General features: G+C 56.2%; 21 protein-coding genes and 2 pseudogenes. 10 read left to right on the forward strand and 13 right to left on the reverse strand.

From position 1 onward, the window contains the following. Positions 1-38: 38 nt before the first annotated feature. The 12 genes from J4D25_RS01290 to J4D25_RS01345 all read right to left on the reverse strand — a co-directional run bounded on the left by J4D25_RS01290 (position 39) and on the right by J4D25_RS01345 (position 11,899). Positions 39-1,370: an MFS transporter gene (locus J4D25_RS01290; RefSeq protein WP_057714860.1), complete on the reverse strand. Its 1,332-nt coding sequence runs from the start codon at positions 1,368-1,370 to the stop codon at positions 39-41. 172 nt (positions 1,371-1,542) lie between these two features. Then, positions 1,543-2,862 carry an FAD-binding oxidoreductase gene (locus J4D25_RS01295; protein WP_057714861.1) on the reverse strand — a complete coding sequence of 440 codons (1,320 nt, stop codon included), beginning with the start codon at positions 2,860-2,862 and terminating at the stop codon, positions 1,543-1,545. A gap of 99 nt (positions 2,863-2,961) precedes the next feature. Then, on the reverse strand, positions 2,962-3,684 hold the full coding sequence (locus J4D25_RS01300) for a GntR family transcriptional regulator (RefSeq protein WP_057714862.1): 723 nt from the start codon (positions 3,682-3,684) through the stop codon (positions 2,962-2,964). A 276-nt stretch (positions 3,685-3,960) separates the two neighbouring features. Beyond that, entirely contained in the window at positions 3,961-4,944 is a 984-nt protein-coding gene (locus tag J4D25_RS01305) for a GlxA family transcriptional regulator (RefSeq protein ID WP_057714863.1), read from the reverse strand. A 112-nt stretch (positions 4,945-5,056) separates the two neighbouring features. Beyond that, positions 5,057-6,055 carry a 4-hydroxyproline epimerase gene (locus J4D25_RS01310; RefSeq protein WP_057714864.1) on the reverse strand — a complete coding sequence of 333 codons (999 nt, stop codon included), beginning with the start codon at positions 6,053-6,055 and terminating at the stop codon, positions 5,057-5,059. 12 nt (positions 6,056-6,067) lie between these two features. Continuing rightward, entirely contained in the window at positions 6,068-6,919 is an 852-nt protein-coding gene (locus J4D25_RS01315) for a proline/glycine betaine ABC transporter permease (protein ID WP_057714865.1), read from the reverse strand. Beyond that, positions 6,916-7,764 carry a proline/glycine betaine ABC transporter permease gene (locus J4D25_RS01320; protein ID WP_057714866.1) on the reverse strand — a complete coding sequence of 283 codons (849 nt, stop codon included), beginning with the start codon at positions 7,762-7,764 and terminating at the stop codon, positions 6,916-6,918. The genes J4D25_RS01315 and J4D25_RS01320 overlap by 4 nt, the downstream gene beginning before the upstream one ends. Continuing rightward, the gene (locus J4D25_RS01325; protein WP_057714867.1) at positions 7,761-8,879 is read right to left on the reverse strand and encodes a glycine betaine/L-proline ABC transporter ATP-binding protein; all 1,119 of its coding nucleotides are present in this window, start codon (positions 8,877-8,879) and stop codon (positions 7,761-7,763) included. Before J4D25_RS01325 ends, J4D25_RS01320 begins: the two co-directional genes overlap by 4 nt. 78 nt (positions 8,880-8,957) lie before the next feature. Continuing rightward, positions 8,958-9,806, reverse strand: a complete 849-nt coding sequence (locus J4D25_RS01330; protein ID WP_057714868.1) for a glycine betaine ABC transporter substrate-binding protein — start codon at positions 9,804-9,806, stop codon at positions 8,958-8,960. A gap of 194 nt (positions 9,807-10,000) precedes the next feature. Then, on the reverse strand, positions 10,001-10,687 hold the full coding sequence (locus tag J4D25_RS01335; protein ID WP_057714869.1) for a GntR family transcriptional regulator: 687 nt from the start codon (positions 10,685-10,687) through the stop codon (positions 10,001-10,003). Positions 10,688-11,113: 426 nt separating this feature from the next. After that, on the reverse strand, positions 11,114-11,275 hold the full coding sequence (locus J4D25_RS01340) for a DUF2986 domain-containing protein (RefSeq protein ID WP_079246754.1): 162 nt from the start codon (positions 11,273-11,275) through the stop codon (positions 11,114-11,116). Positions 11,276-11,332: 57 nt separating this feature from the next. Further along, a complete protein-coding gene (locus J4D25_RS01345) occupies positions 11,333-11,899 on the reverse strand; it encodes a nucleotidyltransferase family protein (RefSeq protein ID WP_057716607.1) in 567 nt (188 codons plus the stop codon). Between the two features lie 228 nt (positions 11,900-12,127). On the opposite strand from J4D25_RS01345, the gene J4D25_RS01350 reads away from it, so the two are divergent. From J4D25_RS01350 to J4D25_RS01385, 9 genes and pseudogenes are all read left to right on the forward strand, one after another. Beyond that, positions 12,128-13,465 (forward strand): MFS transporter, encoded by a 1,338-nt coding sequence (locus J4D25_RS01350; protein ID WP_057714870.1) that lies wholly within the window; start codon positions 12,128-12,130, stop codon positions 13,463-13,465. A gap of 114 nt (positions 13,466-13,579) precedes the next feature. After that, the gene (locus J4D25_RS01355; protein ID WP_057714871.1) at positions 13,580-14,116 is read left to right on the forward strand and encodes an AAA family ATPase; all 537 of its coding nucleotides are present in this window, start codon (positions 13,580-13,582) and stop codon (positions 14,114-14,116) included. A gap of 215 nt (positions 14,117-14,331) precedes the next feature. Beyond that, a pseudogene (locus tag J4D25_RS27220) lies at positions 14,332-14,634 on the forward strand (PAS domain-containing protein); the annotation flags it as partial. Between the two features lie 288 nt (positions 14,635-14,922). Beyond that, positions 14,923-15,897: pseudogene (locus tag J4D25_RS27225) on the forward strand (methyl-accepting chemotaxis protein); the annotation flags it as partial. A 169-nt stretch (positions 15,898-16,066) separates the two neighbouring features. Next, on the forward strand, positions 16,067-16,402 hold the full coding sequence (locus J4D25_RS01365) for a hypothetical protein (RefSeq protein WP_079246825.1): 336 nt from the start codon (positions 16,067-16,069) through the stop codon (positions 16,400-16,402). Between the two features lie 312 nt (positions 16,403-16,714). Next, positions 16,715-16,993: a DUF2790 domain-containing protein gene (locus tag J4D25_RS01370; protein WP_057714874.1), complete on the forward strand. Its 279-nt coding sequence runs from the start codon at positions 16,715-16,717 to the stop codon at positions 16,991-16,993. Positions 16,994-17,271: 278 nt separating this feature from the next. Continuing rightward, a complete protein-coding gene (locus J4D25_RS01375; RefSeq protein ID WP_057714875.1) occupies positions 17,272-17,925 on the forward strand; it encodes a hypothetical protein in 654 nt (217 codons plus the stop codon). Between the two features lie 72 nt (positions 17,926-17,997). Beyond that, entirely contained in the window at positions 17,998-18,204 is a 207-nt protein-coding gene (locus J4D25_RS01380; RefSeq protein ID WP_057714876.1) for a co-regulatory protein PtrA N-terminal domain-containing protein, read from the forward strand. A gap of 111 nt (positions 18,205-18,315) precedes the next feature. Beyond that, positions 18,316-18,768: a thiol-disulfide oxidoreductase DCC family protein gene (locus tag J4D25_RS01385; RefSeq protein WP_057714877.1), complete on the forward strand. Its 453-nt coding sequence runs from the start codon at positions 18,316-18,318 to the stop codon at positions 18,766-18,768. Positions 18,769-18,882: 114 nt separating this feature from the next. Here J4D25_RS01385 and J4D25_RS01390 read toward each other — a convergent pair whose 3' ends face one another. Next, entirely contained in the window at positions 18,883-21,006 is a 2,124-nt protein-coding gene (locus J4D25_RS01390; RefSeq protein WP_057714878.1) for a TonB-dependent siderophore receptor, read from the reverse strand. Between the two features lie 267 nt (positions 21,007-21,273). Between J4D25_RS01390 and J4D25_RS01395 the strand changes: the two genes are divergently transcribed. Beyond that, on the forward strand, positions 21,274-22,782 hold the full coding sequence (locus J4D25_RS01395; RefSeq protein ID WP_057714879.1) for a PLP-dependent aminotransferase family protein: 1,509 nt from the start codon (positions 21,274-21,276) through the stop codon (positions 22,780-22,782). Positions 22,783-22,834 lie beyond the last annotated feature (52 nt).

Here is a 22,834-nt window from a genome sequence, read left to right on the forward strand (position 1 = left end):
CAGGGACAACTCATCGCTTACGGCTCAGTTGCAGCGTCTCAACTGCTCAGCGCCGCTGCGTCGCGCAAGTTCAACGAACGTGTTTCAGGTGCCATGGCCCAAGCTGCCATCAGCCCGATAAAGGTGACCACGGCGGCCACATACATCGTGTTGCCGATACCCAGGGTCTGTAGCGAAACAGGTACCAGGTAAGTGCCAACCGCTGCTCCCACTCGGGAAAGGGAAGTTCCGATGCCTACGGCAAATGCGCGAATCTCTGTAGGGAACAACTCGTTCGGATAAACAAGCTGCAGAACTTGTGCTCCACCGATAAACACCGCATAGGCACCGAACAGGAAGAGCACCAGTACTTCATTGCTGTGTGAAAAAGTCGCCAAGCCCAACAGCGCCAGGCCCGACCATAGAAAGCTGTGAATAAGCATGCAGCGCCGGCCAATCGTGTTGATCAGCCTTGTCGCGAGCACACAACCGACCACAAACAGCATCGTGATGATCATGGAACCGTATGAGGCCCACTCCCCTTTCAAATTCAACGCCAGGAGAACCTTGGGGGCGAACGCATAGACTGCAAAAACAGGAATGATCGAGCATGACCAAAAGACGGAAACAAAGAACAACCGTTTCCCATATCCGGAATGAAGCAAATCCAGGAATGACGTTTTCTTCTGATCTGGCTCCTCAGGGAGATCGCGAAGCGAATAGTGCTGACCGTACACATGCTTGATCACGCGCTCTGCATCAGCCTCGCGCCCCTTGCTCAAGAGCCAGCGCGCGGACTCCGGGGTGCCGACACGCAGCAATAGCAGCAACAGCCCGATGACGGAGGCACTCGCCAGCGCATAACGCCAGGCGTCATCTCCGCCCACATTGAGGATTGATGTACCGACAACGTAGGCAAATGCCGCACCGGCAAACCACAGGATGGTCAGCGCCGCGAGCCTGGGACCGCGTTGTTTCTTCGGCAAGAACTCGACCAACAACGACGTGGCCACTGGATATTCAATGCCCACCGCCAGACCGATGATAAATCTGAGGGCGAACAATACCGGTGCTGACTCAACCCAGAACTGTGCCAACGAGCAAACGATGAACAGCGTAGGCCCAACGAAATAAACCTTTTTGCGACCCAGCCTGTCGGTCAACCAGCCACCGATGAAACCGCCAAAAAACACCCCCATGAGTGCCGATGCGGCAATCATTCCTTGCCAGAACTCCGACAAGTTCAGGGCGGATGTTATTTGCATCATCGCTATACCGATAATGCTCAGTACATAACCGTCTACAAATGACCCGCCCCCGGAGCGGGCGGTCAGTAAACGATGGAAATTATTGAGAGGAACATCCTCAATAGAGGTATTAGGACTTGTCATTATTGTCTCCTATTCCGCTTCGGTCATTCAAAGGGCTGAAGCTCAAACCCAAAATCCGGGCGAATCAAAGCCGCCTCGATAAGAAACCATCAGCCTTAATGGACTAACCAATAAGCTAAAAACTTCTAACCAATTACTTAACGTTTAACTTGCCTGTCAGAGTGTTGCGAAATCAGCTTTCTTTCCCTGCCCGGCACTGTCCCCATAGCAAGTTCATATTCACGCCTGCTGAAAGTAAGGGTTCCGGTGGGTTTCTGTTAGGTCCTGGGGACGACAACAGAAAATCGATCAGTGGGTCCTTCTTGCCTGCCAGCCAGTCTGCCAGCAAGGTGCCTGTCACCGTGCCACGGGTCACGCCCAGTCCATTGCAGCACAGTGCACCATAGACGTTGTTGGCCAGTTGCCCGAAGTGCGCCATGTGGTTGCGCGACAACGCTAGCGACCCGCCCCAGGTGTATTCGAAATTGACATCGGGGAGCATGGGGAATCTGCGATCAAACGAATCCTTGTGTCGCTGGATAAACCGCTCCAGGTATTTCTGATGGCTGCGTCCGTCGGCATTGAAGCTGAAGCTGTTGCGCACCAACAGGCGGTTATCCGTTGTCCGGCGCAATGTGGTGCCGAAAGGATCGGCAGGAATAACACCCCAATAAGGCCGACCTCCCAAGCGTGCCTGCTCATCTTCCGTGAGCTGCCGGGTCAGGCTTGCGTACGTAAAGATCGGTAGCATGCGCCCTTTCAAAAAGCCGAAGCTCATGGCGAACGCGTTATTGGTCAGCAGCAACTTGTCCGCAACAATACGACCGTTCTTATGGGTGAGGATGGTTTTGTCGCCGTACTCCACGTCGGTAATCGGCGTATTTTCATAAAGCGTCACGTTGGCCGGCAGGCTGTCGGCCAAGCCCTTTACCAAGGCGGCCGGCTGGATGAGTGCCGTGCCCGGGGTGAACAGTGCCTTGCGATAGAAAGGCGTGCCGATGTGATCCGGCAAGTCCTTCTCTTCGATCATTTCGTATTCTTGACCGAGTTTGTCCAGCCCACGGCGATAAGCATCCAGAACAGAGATACCCCGGTCTTCAATGGCCGCCTGATACTTCCCGCACATGCGCAACTGACAGTCGATCCGGTGTTTTTCCACGAGGCTTTTCAGAATGTGTTGCCCTGTCAGGTTCAACGCCATACTGATTTTTGCCGTCTCGATATCGCCGATATAGTCATCGGCACCGATATCGTGTGGCAGGTCGATGGCGAAGCCGGCATTTCTGCCGGAGGCCCCGTAACCGACCTCCTGGGCCTCGATCAGGATAATCTCGTCATCCGGAAAATTCAGCGCCAGTTGCCGAGCTGCCGCAAGCCCGGTAAACCCGGCACCCAGCACGACCCAACGGGCCGAGCGGATGCCCGAGTGGGACGCACGGGCCACTCTCGGCTGGCTAAGGTGGAACCAGCCGCATGTAGAGTCATCTGCAGGTGTGTATCTGATTTTTGCCATTTTTCGCGACCTGGGCTCTTTTATATTTGTAGTTACTAAAAGCGTCCCTTCTGCACGTTCTCGTCACACGGTTCATGCAAGTGGCATCGGTACTGCTTTTTAGTAGGTAAGTGCCACATCCAACCCTTCCGGCGCGGCGTACTCGGACATACGACGTCGCGACAATTCCAGATGCGCGCGCACGATATCTCCCGCCAGAACCTGATCATGGTTTTCAATGGCACTGATCATTTCGTCATGTTGTTGCGCCGCCACTTCCAGGTCTTCTTGCATGTCCACTGTCGTGGGATGGCGATAGAAGATCTTCCCCAGCCGCGCATGGTCGATCAGCAGGCGTTGCAGGCTTGGCATCAAGTAAGTGTTGTGAGCCATCTTGCCGATCTGCAGATGGAACTCGTCGTTGTAGAGCACTCGCTTCTCTACATCTTTCTCTTCGATGGCCGTGCGGAAGAACGCCTGGATGCGCTTGAGCTCTGCAATCTCGGATGGCGTTGCATGGGCGGCCGCCAATTGGGTGGTGGCGATGTAAATCAACGGGGCTGCCAGGAAAAAGCTTCTGAGCGACTGGTAGCTCATCGACGACACGCGGGCGGCACGGTTCGCTTCAAGATCGATGTATCCCTCGGCCGCCATCTGCCGCATGAGCTCGCGCACAGGTGGTCGGGAAAGACCGAACTCGTCGCACAAGGCCAGTTCGTCAACGACTGCGCCAGGTGCCAGCTCCATGCTCAGGATCCGGCGACGCAACGCCTCTCCCAGCACAGCTTTACGGTCAACGGGCAGATCCGCGGTGGCTTGCAGATCGAGTTCTTTGGTAGCCATTTATTAGAAACCTTTGTACGGGTGAGTGAACGCTGTCTACTACCTGTATTCTCACTATAAAACAACGTTATTCTTTGTGTCTACAATTAAAATACACATTCAAAACAGCCTTCATCCCCAGGCGACGGGTGGTTTTTGGGAGGCGGATTTAGGGTGGCGTCAGGGCGCCGGATTTTGGCAAAAACAGGCATTGGCACGCCCAGGCATACCCTGAGCGCACTCGACTCATAAATGGCGGATGGAGAGCGCCGTGAGCATCAAATCAATGGGGTTTCTTTACTTGACCAGACGAACTTCCTTCGACGGGCGATAGCCAAAATAAGAGCTGTAGCACTTGCTGAAATGGCTGGGTGAAACAAAGCCACAGGCAACCAGCACGTCGACTTGCGAGAGCTCGGTATGCTGCAGGAGCCGACGCGCTTCGGTGATGCGCAACTCCAGGTAATAGCGTTGCGGTGTAGTACCCAACTGCTCCCTGAACAGGCGTTCGAGTTGCCGGCGTGAGCGGCCGGCGTAGGCCGCCAGTTGCTCCAGTTCCAGGGGCTCTTCGAGGTTGGCATCCATCAGCTTGACCACCTCCCGTAGCGGCGCACTCAAACAGATGTTTTCTGTCGGCTTGATGCGCCGGTAGCGAGACTCTTCAAAAGCAAGAATGTCCTCGATGCCTTCGACCAGCGCTTTGTCGTGCAGCCCCTTGATCCAGTCCAGCGCCATGTGGAATGCCCCGGAAGGACTGGAGGCTGTAAGCCGGTCTCGGTCTATCACATAAGGCTCACTGCTGACCTGTGTCGCCTTGCAGAACTCGGCGAGTGCGGGACGGTGCTCAGGATGTATGGCGCAACGGTAACCCGTGAGCAATCCGGCGCGCCCCAGGAACCATGCGCCATTCCACAATCCGGCGAGCGTGATGCCCAGGCCCGCAGCTGTCTTGAGTAACTGTATGAACTCATCGCTAGCCCTGAGCTCTGTCCGGTAACCGCCACAGATGACCAGCATGTCCAGGTCTTGAAGTACCGAACAATTGATACGGGCATCTGGCCGGATGACCAGGCCCAGGTCACTGATGACCTCCCCGTCGTTCAAGCCGAACGTCTGGGACGAGAACAGCTTGGGACGCAGTAGATTCGCGGTGACAATCGTATCCAGCGCCTGGGTGAACGCAGGTAAAGAGAAATGTTCGAGCAACAGGAATCCGGCTCGAACCATTTGCGTCGGCTGGTTGGGGTTGTCATTCACATAGCGAAGATTCTTCCCCTTCATGCCTCCGCTAAACTGGCGTCTTTCGATCAATCTTCAATCCACTCTATTACGTTCGAGAATGCGTCATTTGTAGCGTTGAGAAGCCCATCATCCTGACGCCACTCCTGCCGGGTCAAGCCAGCTGAAAGCCATGACGAAGGGGATCTTTGTCATCCACAAAAATGGTGTTGTGTCCGGTGATCTGCGCCCAGCCACCGATACTTGGCCTGATACCGTCAAACGTTCCCACTTTCACCGACGCTTCGACTTTTCCTTCGAAGATCGTACCGATCAGGCTTTCGTTGCGGTACGTGTCCCCGATCTTCAACCGTCCTTTGCCAAACAGTTGCGCCATTCGTGCCGAAGTACCTGTGCCACCGGGCGAGCGATCAATCGCCTTGTCACCGTAGAATACTGCACCGCGCCCGTCTGCTGCCGTCGAGTGTTCCTCGTCACTCCAGATGACATGGTGAACGCCACTGATCCTGCTGTTCTCTGGATGCACGGGGTCACTGACTTCAGCCAAGGCGGCGCGCAGCTTCTGACTCAGGCTGACGATGTCTGCCGTGGTCAATCCGTTCAAACCCGGCCAGTTTTCCTGCGGCTCGACCACTGCGTAAAAATTACCGCCGTAGGCAATGTCCACGACAAGCTCACCTACACCGGGCACATCCACCACCACATCGGCACTGTGCAGATAACTGGCCACGTTGAACAGGCGAATCGAGTCAACGTATTCACCGTTCATGGTGTAGTCGACATCCACGCGACCTGCCGGTGTCTCGATGGCCAGCCGACCAGGTTCGCGAGGCGTGACCAGGCCTTCTTCGATGACGACGGTAGATAATCCGATGGTGCCCGCCCCGCACATCGGCAGGCACCCGCTAACCTCGATAAACAAGGCACCGAAGTCGCAATCCTCGCGGGAGGATGGATAGATGATCACGCCGGACATGATGTCGTGCCCTCGCGGCTCAAACATCAACGCCGTGCGTACCCAGTCATGCTCACGAACGAAAATCTCGCGTCGCTCCGCCATCGACACGGATGGCAGCAATGGCCCGCCACCCGTGACGACGCGAACCGGGTTCCCGCACGCATGGGAATCGACACAAAAAAAGCTACGTCTCATTCTGAAAATCTCTTACACGAGTTTGCGCGGGGAGTGACGCTGCAACGCGCCGCGAGACAGCCGATCCAGAAGGAGTGCGACAGCGACGATCGCCAGGCCGGCACGCAGGCCCAACCCCATCTCCATCCTTGTAAGGCCTCGGGTGACTTCAGCACCCAGTCCACCCGCCCCCACCAGGCCTGCCAACACCACCATTGCCAGCGACAGGAGGATGCATTGGTTCAGCCCCACCAACAGCGTCGGCGCGGCAGTCGGCAATTCGATCTTGAACAGTATCGCCCTCGGCGAAGCACCGATGGCCTGGCCCAGTTCAAGGAACTCCTTGGGCAGTTGCTTGAAGGCAAGGGTCGTCAATCTGAGCATCGGTGGAATGCCGTAGACGATGGTCGCAATGATCGCGGGCACCCGTCCCAGGCTAAACAGCATCACGGCCGGGATCAGGTAAACCCAAGGCGGTACGGTTTGCATGATGTTGAGGATCGGCAAGAATGCCTCGTCGACCCGCTTCACCCGTGCTGCCAGAACGCCGAGCGGAAAGGCGATGGATACCGAAATCAGCACCGCAACCGAGACCAGGGCAATGGTCTGCATGGACGCGACCCACAGCCCGGAGAACAGGCAGAATGCCAACATCAACCCGGCAAACAGGGCCACTTTCTTGTTGGCAAAAAACAATGCCAACACCACTACCCCACCGATCAGGGCATAGGGATGCGGCGCAAGCAATGCACCCTCAACGCCGCCCAGTACCGCCTCGATCACCTGGCTGATGACTTTGAACAGCCCATGCAAATTGGCGTTGAGCCAATCGACGGCGGGTGCGAGAAATGCGCCTGGTGAAAAATGGATTTCTGCTGAACTCATTTCGATTCTCCCATCCGGGAACGTGCGGCGCTCTGCGCCAATCGATCCAGGATCATGGTCAAAATCACGATGGCAATGGCGGCGTTGATCGACTTGGCGATGTCCAGCGTGCGAACAGCGCCATAGATCGATTCACCCAGGCCGCCGGAACCGACGATGCCGGCGATGACCACCATGCCGAAGGCCATCATCAGACTTTGATTGACCCCGGCCATGATGCTTGGCATGGCAAACGGCAGGCGGATCTTGAAGAACATCTGCCATCCGGTGACGCCGCTGGCGTCCCCCAGTTCGATGAACTCTTTTGGCGTCATGCGAATTCCCAGGGAGGTCAGGCGCATGGCGGGTGGCACAGCCACGATAAAAGTCGCCAACAGTGCCGTGGCGGTGCCATAGCCCAGCAGCGCAATGGCCGGCAGCAAGTAGATGTAGGGCGGCATGGTCTGGATCAGATCCAGGAACGGATCAACGACCCGATCAAACGACGGCGCGAGCCCCGCCAGTACGCCCAGTGGAATCGCCACCACCAAGGCAAGCACGGTAGATGTCAGCACCAGGGCAAGCGTGCTGACTGTTTCTGGCCACAAACCAATGACATCACAAAACAACAAGGCCAGCCCGGTGAGGATCGCGAAACGCAAACCGACAGCCCGCCAGCCGATCAGGGCAATGGCTATCGCAATGACGTAGTAAGGTGGGTAGGCGATGCACCACTGCACGCCTTCGTAAACGCCCTTCAAAAACGTATTGGTCGTGTCGAACACGGACTCTCCATTGTCCATTAGCCATTCAAGGCTCGAGTCGACGACCGAATCGAATTGGCTGGAAAAGTCAGGCGTGCTCATGTTGAGGCCTCCAGTGCAGTGGCGGCCTTCGATACCGCGAACTCGTTTGGAATACCTTGGACGCCACGCAGCAAATCACGCGGCGTAATGATCCCCACTACCACTCCGTTATCAACCACAGCGAGTGCGTCGCGCTCGGACTTCATCGTCAAGCCGATAAGCTCGTTGATATCCGCATCGACTGAGGTTTTGATGAGCCTGGCGATGTCGCAGCCGGGGTTTGCTACCTTGAATGACTCCACGGGCGTCATGACGGAATTTGCCCTGACCAGATGCAACCTGGAGATACCGGCGACAAATTCCGCGACGTAATCGTCTGCGGGGTTGAGGACGATCTCCTCGGCAGTTCCCACCTGAATGATCGCGCCGTCCTTCATGATCGCGATCCGGTCGCCGATACGAATCGCTTCGTCCAGATCGTGAGTGATGAATACTGCAGACTTGCCCAGTTCCTTGGTCAGTTGGCGGAACTCATCCTGCAACTGTCGGCGAATCAACGGGTCGAGCGCACTGAAAGGCTCATCCATCAGGATCACTTCCGGGTCTGCGGTGATTGCCCTGGCAAGCCCTACCCGCTGTTGCATGCCCCCGGACAATTCGCTGGGGTAGCGCGACATCCAGTCGCTCAACCCGACTTTGGCCAAGGCCTGCTCGGCAACCTTGTAGCGCTCGGCCTTGCCCACGCCTTGTACTTCCAGTCCAAACGCCGTGTTCTCCAGAACCGTACGGTTAGGCAGCAACGCAACGCTCTGAAAAACCATCCCGATATGACGTGCCCTCACCTCACGCAGTTGTGCGGCATTCAACGACGAGAGTTCTTTGCCCTTGACTACGATCTTGCCGGCGCTGGGTGTGATGAGTTTGTTCAACAGCCTTATCAGCGTAGATTTGCCACTGCCTGACAATCCCATGATGCAGAAGATCTCTCCCCGGCGAACCTGGAGACTGACATCCGAGACCCCGACCACGCAGCCGTAGTTTTGCAGGATCTGAGTCTTGGTGAGCCCCTGCTGAACGACGGCATTCATCGCAGCAGGTGCGGCTTTCCCGAAGATTTTCCAGACTGACTGGCAATCTATCAGCACTTCGTTGGTATCAATGTTGGGCGTTGTCATTTTTCGTACCCGTCGAACCAGTTTTTCTGGTTTTTCTAATGAATCAAAGGGCGGCAGTGGCGTTTAAAAAGATGCTCGTTATTTCTTTATGTTTTCCCAGCGCTTTAACAGGTCAGCGTGCCCATCAGTCCAGCCTTGAATGGCTTGCTCCATGGTCTTGCCGTCCTTTACTTCACCGTTTATTGCCGTGATATCTGAAATCGGCACGTATACGCTGGCCATTACTTCACGTGCACGTGGGTTTTCCTTTGAGAAATCCTTGTGGCCAATCCAGTAGTAACCTTGTGGCGGTGGGAACACATCCTTTGGATCCTTGAGGAACTTCAGGTCGAACTTCTGCGCCATCCATGAAGGCTCCCACACAGTGACGGCAACCCACTCTTTACGATCGACTGCCGATTTCAATGCGGCTGTCATGGCAGCGGTACTGCCTTCGAGCAGTTGCAACTTGATGCCGTAGTCCTTGACCGCCTTGCTCGCGTCATTCATCAAGCCCGAACCTGGTTCGATACCGATGATCTTGTTGCCGAATTTCTCGGCGTTGTCATTGAGTTGTTCGATTGAATCGATGTCGACGTATTTAGGTACGGCGATCGCCTGGTAAAGGCCATAGGAAACCGGGGATAGTTTTTCCAGGCGGTTCTTGTTTTTGTTCCAGTAGTCATTCGCCGCGTAGTCGGTTTGTGAGGCAAGTACCTGGATATCACCTTTGGTCAGAGCGGCATAAGCAATACCCCACTCGGAAAACTCGATGACTTTTACGCTATAACCGGAATCCTCAAGCACCTTTTTGGTAATACCGGTAATGGGTGTCAAGTCTTCCCAGGTCAACGTGCCCATGGTGATTGTTTTTTCTTCCGCGTGAACAGGCAGCATTACCATGCCCATCATCGCGACCGCGCAGACTGCCTTCCAAATCTTCTTCATGGCGTTCCTCGATCTACGTTAATACTTTTTATATTAGTCTCTAAACAATAGAGGCCCGTGGTGCACAGCTATAAGCTCACCATCTGTTTCAGTTGTTGTTGCCTATCAATCCGTACCCGGATTGATATTCAATGCCGCCGTTTCTGCGACATCAACTCGTATCGATCCTCATGCCAATTAAGCGAGGACCGGTATTATTTAAATGGAGTTGGCAGGTCTGCCTTCATTCCATTGGGCGCGATAAACATTTCCATGTTCTCGCGGGAGAGCTCCCAATGCTCAAAGACCAGGTCAACTACAGCGCTCTCGTCACGACGCTCAATGGCTTCAATAAAAGAATCGTGGTGCTCTGCGGAAAGCTGTAGCCGTTGTTCCATGTCCTCATCGCGAGGGCGGAAAAATGTATGACCAATCCGTGCGTGATCAATCAGCAGTCTTTCGAGGCTGGGCTCAAGGTACTGATTGCCCGACATTTCACCCATGATTGCGTGGAATCGATTGTTTTCCACCACCATCATCAGGGCATCACGGGACACCGTCGCAGCACGGAAACGGCGTTGCGTTTCCTTCAGGTCAACCAGCTGCTGAGCCTTGAAATTCTGAACGGCCAGGCGACCTATCGCGGCGTACACCATGGGAGCCACCAGGAAAAAATTTCGCAGTGTCGAGTGGTTCATGGGAATCACCCGGGCACCGCGGTTCTCCCTGATATCGATGTACCCCTCACCGGCAAGACGTCGAAATACTTCTCGCACCGGGGTTCTCGAAAGCCCGTACCGTTCGCTGATGGCAACCTCATCCAGCGCCTCGTCAGGATCGAGCTCCATCGTGAGGATCTGACGCTTGAGGTCGTCATAAAGAGTGCTCTTGCCGTTTTTCACAATGACCTCCCGAGGCAGTCAAATCAGCGGTTACGGCTTGTTGTTGAATTCAGATTCGCACGGGTTTCGGGTGTCGTCAATGATTTGTATTTTTTATGTATACACAGAAAATACTGTAAGAACACACATAGAAAACAGATTATTTCATTACAAATCAAATAGTTAAGATTTCAAACCGAAATCATAGGGTCGTTAACAGAAATGTAACCTGTCGCAAATTGAACGGCCCTTCGGCCTCGGGATCGGGCACCTGGCCGGGTCGGATGTCCGACGGCGCCATTTTCAAGACCGCAAACGACATGCTGCCGACATGACAAACAGGGCAATGTTCGAGAAATGTAGCGAGGGGGATCTGGTCATTCAAAGCCGCGAAGCGGCTTCGACTTGAAGGAAGGGGTCGACCACGTCTACGCGGTCCGACCTGAATCAGCTCTCAGAGGCGATCGTTGACTCGCCAACGGTTTCTGCCGCCAGCTTCAATCGGTCCGCTTTACAAATGTATTTAGGCTTGCTCTTCGGTGCCAGTTTGGCACTGGCCTTTTTGGCCTTAGCCTTGAACAGTTGCTTTAGTTTCTTTTGACGGTTCATGTTGTTCTACTCAGCCTGTAATTCTTGAATGATATCAGCTTGAGACATTTAACCGATTCAACGTTGCTGTTCCACGATCCTGAGCCAGGGCCAGCGAGCCTGATAACTTCTCGCCTTCTGATCGAACAGCTCTGGCTTGAGATTCTTCGGGTTGATTCGAAGTAGCCCGTGCTCGGTGTCGGCCAGGCCGTTGGGCGCATAGACCTCACCCGTTTCGATATCCAGACCAATGCAGGTGCCGGCAATCAGGTAGCGATCTATCCCGTCTTTAGCCGACTGAAGCCTCGGATAATCCCCGCCAAAGCGCTGGCGGTACCACAGGTGGACGCGGGCCTGATTCTTGATCTCAATGTTCACGTCCAGGTCCTGGAACAGACGCTGACCTGATTCGATGACCTCATTCTCAGCTTCCCATGACAGGTCATCATCGAAGTAAAAGACGTCGTAATCCTTCACGCCCCACTCTGGCGGTCGCTGTGCCTGTTGATTCCAGACGGCCTGGAACAGGCAGCCGGCCGTTAGCATGCACTGGTTCAAACCGAGCTCCGGCAAACGAGCGGAAATCTCTGCGTTTACCGGATTGGTCATTGCGATCCTGACCAGGCTTTCGACAGTCAATGTCATCTTCATCCCTTCTGATTGATCTAATCCCGGCGACCGACAATACCCTCAACGCTGTTCAAATTTGCAAAAAAGTCGCCCTTTTCTCTCCCTCGGCCAATCTGGCGCGAATCATGCCTGATGCAATGGCCTGAAGTCGGTACTGACTATGTGGGTGACACTTTTGAAGTGAACCACCTCAGTGCCTGCCACGATAATCGATAGCTTACTGACGAACTGTCGAGGTCAAGCATGACGAACGCAACTACGGAACAAGTCAGCCCACAAACACTGAGAAGAGTGATTGTGGCTGCCGGCATCGGCAATTTCGTCGAGTGGTTCGACTTTGCGGTGTATGGCTTTTTGGCCACGACCATCGCCCAGCAATTCTTCCCCAGCGGCGATGCCAGTGCCGCGCTGCTCAAGACCTTTGCGGTATTCGCCGTGGCCTTTGCGTTTCGGCCCCTTGGAGGGATTTTCTTCGGCATGCTGGGCGACAGGATCGGCCGCAAGCGCACCCTTGCGATGACCATCCTGCTGATGGCCGGTGCCACGACCTTGATCGGCCTGCTGCCCACTTATGCGGCAATCGGGGTCATGGCGCCGATTCTTCTGTCCCTGATCCGTTGCGCCCAAGGCTTTTCCGCCGGGGGAGAATACGCAGGTGCCTGTGCCTACCTGATGGAACATGCGCCGAGTGACAAGCGCGCCTGGTACGGCAGCTTCATTCCGGTGTCGACATTTTCCGCCTTCGCCGCGGCCGCCGTGGTGGCCTACGCGCTCGAGGCATCATTGTCGGCCGAAGCAATGGGGAGCTGGGGTTGGCGCCTGCCGTTCCTGATTGCCGCCCCCTTGGGCCTGGTGGGTCTTTACCTGCGCTGGAAGCTCGATGAGACACCGGCATTCCAGGCGGTGACTCAGGAACATGCTGTCGCACATTCTCCACTCAAGGAAACCTTGCGCAACCATGGTGCGGCGATCTGTTGCCTGGGCGCTTTTGTGTCACTCACGGCACTTTCGTTTTATATGTTCACCACCTACTTCGCGACCTACCTGCAAGTCGCCGGAGGCCTGAGTCGCGCAACAGCCTTGCTGGTGTCACTGATTGCATTGCTGTTCGCTGCGGCGATCTGCCCACTGGCCGGGCTGTATTCGGACCGGGTCGGACGTCGAGTCACAGTGATGACCGCATGCGCGCTGTTGATCGTGGTCGTGTATCCATCGTTCCTGATGGCCAGCTCCGGCTCGTTCGCCGCGTCCATCGTCGGCGTCATGCTCCTGGCAATTGGCGCGGTGTTGTGTGGCGTGGTAACCGCAGCCTTGCTCTCGGAAACCTTCCCTACCCGTACTCGGTACACCGCCTCGGCGATCACCTACAACATGGCGTACACCCTTTTCGGTGGCACCGCGCCGTTGGTGGCAACGTGGCTGATCAGCACCACCGGCAGCAACCTGTCGCCAGCGTTCTACCTGATTGCGATTGCATTGCTCGCATTGGCGGGCGGGCTGGCATTACCGGAGACTTCAAGGATTTCCCTGCACGACGTTGCGGCGCAGGAGAAAGCCGAGGGCGTGGGCGCATCCGCCTGAAAACACGAAACGAGCCGGCCAGGCGTCACGTGATCGAGGTTTCCCTAAGCGGCCGTTGACTGGTCGTCAAAACCCTGCACAATTGCCGGCTTTTTTCGCGACAGGACGTCACTCATGCAACGGATTGTAATTCTAGGCAATGCCGGTAGCGGCAAATCCACCCTCGCCCGCGCCCTTGGCAAGCGTCTGGGCCTGCCCGTGGTGCACCTCGACACCTTGTTCTGGGAGCCCGGCTGGATAGAACCCGACGCGGAGCAATTCCGCGCGCGGGTCAGCGCCGCGATCGCAGCGGATACCTGGATTTGTGAAGGCAACTATGCCCGGCGCACCTTTGACCTTCGCCTGCCCCGGGCCGACCTGATCATCTGGCTCGATACGCCGCGCCTGACCTGCTTCGCCCGAGTGATCATGCGCAGCATCAGCAAGCGCCCTCGCCCTGACCTTGCAGCCGGTTGCCCGGAGAAGCTCGACCGGGCGTTCCTGACCTTTCTGAACTTTGTGTGGAATTTCGATCAGGGTTACCGCCCCGGTATCGAGGCGGTGCGCCTGACCACAGGCCCGCGGATTCCTGTGGTGCATATGCGCAATAGCCAGCAGATTGCCGCCTTTCTCCATGGCTTGCCCGCAATGCCAGGCACCTGCCCTGTATAGAGGGCGCATGATTTCACATTGATATCGCCGATTTGTCATGAAATGACAAGAAATTGTCGTCGAATGAATGGTCGATAGCCTCCCCCGTCCATAAATTTCTCTTCGGGCCCGCGCGTTGAATCCCCCGATCTGACGCCTTGCCCGGCTGGCGCAATGCCTGGGCGCATTTCTGATTTATATGCTCAACATAATAATAATCCGAGGGGTCGCATTGTATGCGTGTGAATTTACCCGTAACCGAGCATGAAAGAGTTTTCCCCACCGAACAGCGATTGATCTCCACGACCGATTTGGATAGCCGAATCACTTACTGCAACGAAGCCTTTGTTGCCATCAGCGGTTTCACCTACGACGAACTGGTGGGTCAGACCCATAACCTGGTTCGACACCCCGATATGCCACCCGGGGTATTCGTGCATATGTGGCACACCATCAAGCAAGGCAAACCCTGGATGGGTATTGTGAAAAACCGCTCGAAGAATGGTGATTTCTATTGGGTCAGTGCCTACGTCACGCCCATCTATGAAAACGGACGCATGAGTGGCTACGAGTCGGTCCGCTCGGTGCCCAGCCGCGACCAGGTCCGCCGGGCATCAGCGCTCTATTCCAGGATGCGGGCCGGCAAGCCGATCATTGCGCGCAGCGCGCGGATTTTCCGGCCACTGCGACAGGGGTGGCCATTATTGATGGCTGGCGGGGTTTCAATGCTGGGTAGTCAGTGGCTATCGACAACCGCGGCACAAGGGGTCCTGATCGCGAGCCTTGGCGTTGCCTGGTACCTGATCGAGTCCCGAAATCGCAAGGCCATCGAGCGTACCCTGGCCGAACATCCGAAAGCCTTTTCCGATCCGTTGGTCGCCCTCACCTACAGCGATAACTACGGCCCCCAGGGGCAACTGGACATGGCCATGGTCAGTGAGGAAGCGCGCCTGCAGACAGCCCTGAGCCGGCTCGTCGATGCCGGGGTCAATGTCAAGGCCAAGGCGGCGCAATCATCCGAGCTCTCAGGTTCCCAGGCGCAGTCGCTTGATCGTCAGCGCAGTGAAACCGATCAGTCTGCCGCCGCCATTTCACAGATGGCCGCCACCATTCAGGAAGTCACGCAGAACGTCATCAGCACCGCACATGCCGCGTCGGAGGCTGACCAGTTGACCCGTGACGGTAGTGAGTTGGCCCGGCAAAGCCTCAGCGCCATGAAAACCATGCATGAGGCGGTCAACGAGATTGGCCAGGCGGTCGATGCATTGGCGAGCGAAACGCAATCGATCGGCAGTGTCGTGGATGTCATCACCTCCATTGCCGAACAAACCAACCTGCTGGCTCTCAATGCGGCCATCGAGGCGGCCCGGGCAGGTGAGCAAGGTCGCGGTTTTGCCGTGGTTGCCGACGAGGTGCGCTCCCTTGCACAACGCACCCGCACCTCCACCGAACAGATCCACGGCATCATCGCTTCACTGTATGCCGGTGCCGATCGCGCCGTATCAACGGCCAATCGTGGCGAGCAGATTTCCCGCGAAAGCATGCAAAGTGTCGAGGCGGTGCAGTCGGCGTTGGTCGGCATCAGCCAGGCCGTCACCCGGATAACCGGCATGAGCCAGCAGATGGCCTCGGCGTCTGAAGAACAAAGTCACGTGGCTGAAGATATCAATCAGCAGATCACCCGGATTGCCCAACTGTGCGACCACAGTGCCGGGCAGGCCAAGCAAGGCGCGGCGATCAGCCAGGATCTGGAAGTAATGGCCGATTATCTGCACAGCCTGGCCGAACGTTTCAGCCGATAGCCATCAGTGCCTGTTGACCATCTTGCATCCGGACAACAGGCAGCCTCAGTGGAAAACAGCGACGCGTCCCTCAACGCCCCTAGTCCCAATGATAGAATCCTGTTTTGAAAAAGGAGTTTCATCTGTGGAGGCTGGAAAAATGAGTTGCCCATATTGCGCGGAAGTCATCATGGCTGAAGCCATTCTATGCAAGCACTGCCAATCCGACCTCAGGCAGAAGATACAAATCCCGCCTGGGCGGCCACTACCGTCAGAAAAGAGAATGGGCCCTGTCAGCAAGGTCCTGATCGGAACCATTATCACCATCACCTTGTACCTGGCTTTCGGCTCTTCTGTCAGTAACAGGTCGCAAGACAAGGAAATGATGCAGGCCCGAGATGCCGTCGAACTATGCCGCCAGGAAGTAAACAGCTACTCCGGCCCTGCAGTCGGGAAAAGCATAATCGTAGAAACTTGTCAGAAGCTTGAAGACGAATTCCGTAAGGGTTTTGGCGACGCACTATAGGAAAAACCGATTACGAAGCCCGCCATTGAGCGGGCTTTTTTGCCTTTGGCATCAGGCAACAAATCACTGATTCACCCAGCATGAAAATCCATCATGACATGTTATGACATCGTTCAAAAACGGACTTTGGTCAACAAATACGGGGTTAAAAGGACGAATGGTCGAGAGGCGTCAAGCGTGGGGAATTGCCGGGAGTTTGCAGCCACTACAGGCTTTTCAGGCAGGCACGTTCGTCGCGGTAAGGTGAACTTCACTTACTCAACGTGTCACATTAGGTCCCCGTCAAGCGAACTTCAGTGGAGGTATAGCCTTATGAGCATGGCCACAATTGTCAGTGCCGTGATTTCCAGTCTCGCACCCAGTGTCTTTGACCAGAACAACCTGCAAGAACCCGGCGCGCATGTTTCAGCCGTCGATTATCACTACGGTATGGACATCGATGTGAAACAGGTACTGCAGCGCACCGATACATCCGACAAGACCGGCGTAGTACCAGTGACTGTGGTCTACCTGGACAGCCAGGGTGAGCTTCACAAGATCCGTTTCCTCGAATGGGGTGCAAGCCCTGCCAACCCCACCAGCATTGCCTGATCCGCTCGTCGATCGGATTCCGGGCCTCACCGCCCCCCCCAGAAGCGGAAGTTAAACCTCCCATGCACTCAGTGCGATTGAGGTTTTTTGTTACCTGAAAATGGACATGATCGAATGACTAAACGTTCATTCGAGAAACTCACTTTTATCTTGGTGGCTTAATGTCGCAAGATTAATTGATAACAATTGCTGGATCTAAATGGCAGTCAGCAACGGTAAGTTCCAATCAAGCCGTGCACAGAGCCAAGTTGATTCACTATTGAAACCAAGAGGTCACCATGGAACTTAGTATGTTCTCTTCGTCCACCGTGGAATATGTGCGTTTAGGCGTTGTATATTTTCATCTTATCGCCTGCTGCGTAGCAATCGGGCTGGTATTGACCAGCGACATTGCAATGGTCAAGCAACTCCTGAAGGGAGATGCGTCAGGCCACCACGATGACGCGCACATGGAAAGCCTTCAAAAAACCGTAGTGCTTGCACTTGTAGCGCTCTGGATTACGGGCATTGGTATTGTCGGGATCGATTATGCCGGCAAGGGGATGGAATATTTCCTCAATCCAAAATTGCAAGCCAAAATCGGCATAGTTGTGCTGTTGACCTTTAACGGTTTCCTGTTGCATAGCGCGGTATTGCCGGCGCTGAAAAAAGCCGGTTCGTTACTCAAACTCTCCTTCAGCTTGCGCATGCTGGCGCTGTTCTCCGGCGCCCTCTCTGGCGTGTCGTGGTTCTATGCCGCCATGCTGGGTGTTGGTCGTCCGCTGGCCTGGAAGTATTCGCTGGTGGAGTTGCTGGCAGCCTATCCGGTACTCATCGTCGGTGGTTTCGGAGCGATGGTACTGCTCACTACCTGGGCAAAAAGCAGAGACACCGAAGCACGTAGGGACCAAGGCACCTGGTCACCAGGAAACGCCGCCCTGGCTGGATGGTGAGACAAGGAAGTTCAGCTTTAGCCAAAAAACCCATTTTTAGCAGTTCGTAAAATGTCACTTGAGGATACCCAAATGAAATCCATGAAAGCCCTTTTCGTAATCGCCGCTCTGACCGCTTCTTCTCTGGCGATGGCCACAGGTGGTGGTGACAAGACGTTCAATCGCATGGAGTCGGCCCGGAAAGTCTCGATGGAGGCCTTCCAGGTTGCACAGAAACAGAAGGCTGAAGCCGCTGTCGCTGAAAGCAAAGCCAAGGCTGCCAATCACACCAACAGCTGATCGATGTAGCCTGTCCTCCCGGCTGACAGAAATGTGCAGCCTCAAGCCTCGCTAGCAGTACCCAAGGTGTTGCTAGCGCCGGTTTAACCGAGATCCCTTGGACCCACGCCTATGCCAGTCTCGCAAACCCGCCCCTCACCCGCGCCGTTGCTCAAACCGGGAGAGACGGTTGTTTTGTTCGACGGTGTCTGCAAGCTATGCAATGGCTGGGTGAGATTCTTGATTCGCCATGACCGCCAGCGGCGCGTGCGGTTGGCGGCGGTTCAGTCACCCGAGGGGCAGGCGCTGCTCGCATGGGCAGGTTTGCCCCTGGATCAGTTCCACACCATGGCGGTGATCCGCGACCGACACTACTGGGAGCGTTCGCAAGCATATTTCGAAGTCATTGCCCAGTTGCCCGCACGCTGGCACCCCGTGCTTCTGTTGCGCATCTTTCCTCGCACGCTTCTGGATTGGGCATACGACCGCATTGCGCTTAATCGTTATCGGCTCTTCGGGAAATACGACACATGCCTGTTGCCGGACCCTGATCATGAACAGCGCTTTTTGAAAGCCCCCCTATGAACGCCCTCACGCGCATTAACCGGATCGCCCCTGAGGAGCCGGCAATCGCTTCAGGAGACAATCCCCTCAAACAAACGCCCGACAATGCCGGGCGTCTGTTCTTCAGGTCTGTACTCAGAAGCGATAGTTGGTGCTCAGTTCCAGCGTCCGTGGGGCACCGGGTGTGATCAGATCCACTGAGCCATGCGCCGAAGCGTAATAGTCCTTGTCGAAAACGTTGCGCAGACGCAGGGCCATGTCCCATTTCGGCTCGTTGTACAGCAGTGCGGCGTCCACGGTTGTGTAAGCCGGCATGACCACATTGTTATCCAGCGCGGTATAGCGATCATCGACATAGTTGGCCCCCATGCCCACACGCCAGGTTTGCGTCAGTGAACGCACCAACCACAGGTTGGCGCTGTGGCGCGGCGTCAGGGTGGGCACCTGCCCTTCGTTGGCGACCCCGTTGGTAAAGCTGTTGGACTTGGTGATTTCGGCATCCAGAAAGGCGTAACCGGCATAGACCTGCCATTTGTCACTCAACTGCCCGCTGGCGGTCAGCTCAAGACCGTCGGTGCGCTGCTCACCCGCAAGCACCAGTTTGGTCGGGTTCGCCGGATCGCTGGTTTTCATATTGGTGCGTTCCAGGCGGAACAGCGCTGCGGTCAACGCCAGGCGATTGTCGAGCAGGTCCCACTTGCCGCCAATCTCGAAGTTGGTGGTTTCCTCTGGTTCAAGATCCTGGTTCGTCGTACTCAGAGCGAACATCTCGGCGGAGGGTTGGTAGGAGCGGCTCACCGAGACGTAATAGGACTGCACTTGATCAGGCTGGTAGACCAGACCGACTCGCGGGCTCCAGGTCGTATCGGTGCGGGACAGCTCGCTGTGCGTCAGGTCATCGGCGTACTCCTGGTCGAACACGTCGTAACGCACACCCAGCAGTGCCTTCCACTGTGGCGCCAGTTCGATCAGGTCCTGTACGTAGAAGCCGGCGGTGTCCTGGGTGTTGGTACCCTTGGCGGTTTGCCGGTTGGCCTGGAACGGCACGTCGACCAAGGCATCGCGGTACACCGGCACCCTGGCCACATTGGATTGGCTGAATACGGACTGGTCCTTCACCTGGCGCCCCAACTCCACACCATAGAGCAGGTTATGGTTCATCCCGGCAAGCACGGCGCGCTGCTTGAGTTCGGTCTGGTTGAACCACCCGTCCTCCTTGCGCTGCACGTTGCCGCGGTTGAGTTTTACCAGCAGTTCACCATTGGGAGCAGTGACGAAACGTGTCGGGCTGGAGTCAGCGAGTGTGTTGTTGCGATCCAGGTCGTAGTGGTAGTAACGACTGGTATTGCTCAGGCTGAAATCGTCGTTGATCCGGTAGTCGACACCCGCCGTGAACGAGAACACTTCGCTGCGGGTGTAGTCATCATCCGGGTCGGCGGCACCGAAGCGCTTGTCGCGGTCCACATCGACCGGTCGGTCGCCTCGTGCCGGGATGCCGAAGTCAATCAGGCGCTTGTCATACAGATAGGTAGCACCCAGGTCCAGTTCCAGATCATCCGAGAGCTTGAAGTAGGCCGAAGGCGCGATGGCCTTGCGGTCGATGTAGCCGTCATCCCGGTAGGTGTCACTGTTCTCCAGCGCGCCTGTCACACGAAAGGCTTTATTGCCTTGCTGCTGATCGGCCCAGCCGGCATCGAACTGAGTGCGTTTTTCGCCCTCGCTGTCGACACTGACGCCGACCTCCTGCTTAGGTGCGAAGTTGGGTGTCTTGCTGATGCTGTTGATCAGCCCCCCCGAAGAGCCTCGGCCATAGAGCACCGCAGCCGGCCCCTTGATCACTTCCACCCGCTCGACGTTGGACAGATCCCGGAAGTACAGCGCATCGTCGCGAATGCCGTCGACATACATGTCGCCAATGGCACTGAAACCACGGATGGTGACCTGATCGCGCTGACCGTCGCCATTGGACAGGCCGATACCAGGGACGTTCTTCAGCACGTCCTCCATCGACCGCGCCCCCTGATCCTTGATGACGCTTTGGGGAATCACATTGACGGTTTGCGGGATATCTCGCAGAGGGGCGTCGATCTTCAGCGCGCTCCTGCTCTCGGTCGACATGTAGCTCTGCTCGCTGTACTCACTGTTCACAGCGGTTGCCGGTAGGGTTAGAGCAGACTCCGTTTCTGCCTGTAATTCAGGTACAACCAGAACACCCAGCAACGACAGAGAGGCTGGGTAAATGCGCGATCGAGCCACCATGGACACCTTTGTTTGAATTATCGCGCGAATAATAACGATTATCTTTTGTAAGTAAATACATATCATTCCTATATGCAACTCAGAACGATCGTCTCAATTTCATGGGCGGTCGACAGAAGCGTTAGTGCAATGCCGTACTCGGCAGCCATATTATTGAGACGCTGACGCTGTGGTGGATGACTTATCCAGCCCCCCTCGATACCCTTTCGCCCCCGGGTGCCTGACGGCAATTCAGGTCAAACCACACTTCATCCAGACGAACCAAAAATGAAATCCTCCGCAGGTTTGCTGTTGTCAGGTATCGAGCTGGACCGTGCCAGTTCCATCCCCTTGTACCGCCAACTCTACTTGCAGATTCGCAAACAGATCCTCAGTGGCAGGATTCAGGGTGGCGTGCGCCTGCCCTCCACCCGGACCCTGAGCAAGGAACTGCAGTTGTCGCGAATCAGCATTCTCAATGCATTCGATCAACTGATTGCCGAAGGTTTTCTGACGTCGAGGACCGGGGCCGGGACCTATGTCGGCCATGAATGGGAAAGCCGCGGTATTGAAGACGATGAACACAAGCGCCAGCCTCCGCGCCTGTCCGACCTGAGCCAGTCCATGCTGTCATTGCGCAGCGATCATTTTCGCGGCGTTTCCTATGCGGACTGGGCGACCGGGAGCCCGACCTCGTTCCTGCCCAGCCACAGCGCCTACGATGCATTCCCGCAATCGGTCTGGAAGCGGCTGTTGAACCGTCACCTGCACAAGCCGACCAAGGCCATGCTTGGTTATGGCGAACTGCAGGGATTGCTGGCCCTGCGCGAGGCGATTGCCGAGTACGTCTTCGATGCCCGTGGCATCGATTGCACTGCCGATCAGGTGGTCATCGTGTCCGGCGCCCAGCAAGCCTTCAACCTGCTGGGCATGCTGTTGCTCAATCCGCAGGACAGTTTCTGGATGGAAGATCCGGGGCATATCGCGGCGCGAATTGCGCTCCAGGCCCAAGGTGGTCAGGTCGTGCCGTTGCGTATCGACGAACAGGGGATCGATGTCCGGCAAGGCCTGGCTTTGTGTCCTGACGCCCGCCTGGTGTTTACCACACCTTCCCGTCAGCATCCCTTGGGCGTCACCATGAGTTATGGGCGACGCCAGGAACTCATCGACTGGGCCGCCCAGAATCAAAGCTGGATCATCGAGGACGACTGCGACAGTGAATTTCGCTACAACGGTCGCCCCCTGCCGGCACTCTATGCCATGGACCAATGGGCCCGGGTCATCTACGCCGGAACCTTCAGCAAAGTGCTCTTCCCCTCGCTGCGACTGGGTTACGTGATACTGCCGAACGCCTTGATCGAACCCTTCTGCACTCTGCGGGCGGTCATGGATCGCAGCCCGCCCACGCTGCTACAGGCCGCCACGGCGGACTTCATGCGCGAAGGCCACTTTCTCGGCCATATTCGTCGAATGCGCGCCCTGTACCAGGCTCGCCAGCAGGCACTGGTCGAACAACTGCAGAAACGACTGGGCTCTTTCTTCAGGATCACGCCAGTGGAAGCCGGCATGCACCTGATCGCCTGGTTACCCGCGCATCTCGATGACGACGCCCTGGCCAGGGAACTCGGCCAGCATGACATTCATACCTATCCCCTGAGTGACTACTGCGTCGAACATGTCTTGCCACCGGCGCTGTTGATCGGTTTTGCCAGCACCCCCGAGGACCAGGCCCAGGCGCGCGTCGAAGCACTGGCCCAGGCCTTGGACAAAATGGGCTACCTGCAACCGGCCACTTGACCCAAGGCAAGTGGTCTTATGATTTAACTGATAATGGATCTATCGAGAGTTC

Source organism: Pseudomonas sp. GW456-L13 (genome assembly GCF_017350115.1).
Taxonomy (GTDB): Bacteria; Pseudomonadota; Gammaproteobacteria; order Pseudomonadales; family Pseudomonadaceae; genus Aquipseudomonas; species Aquipseudomonas jessenii.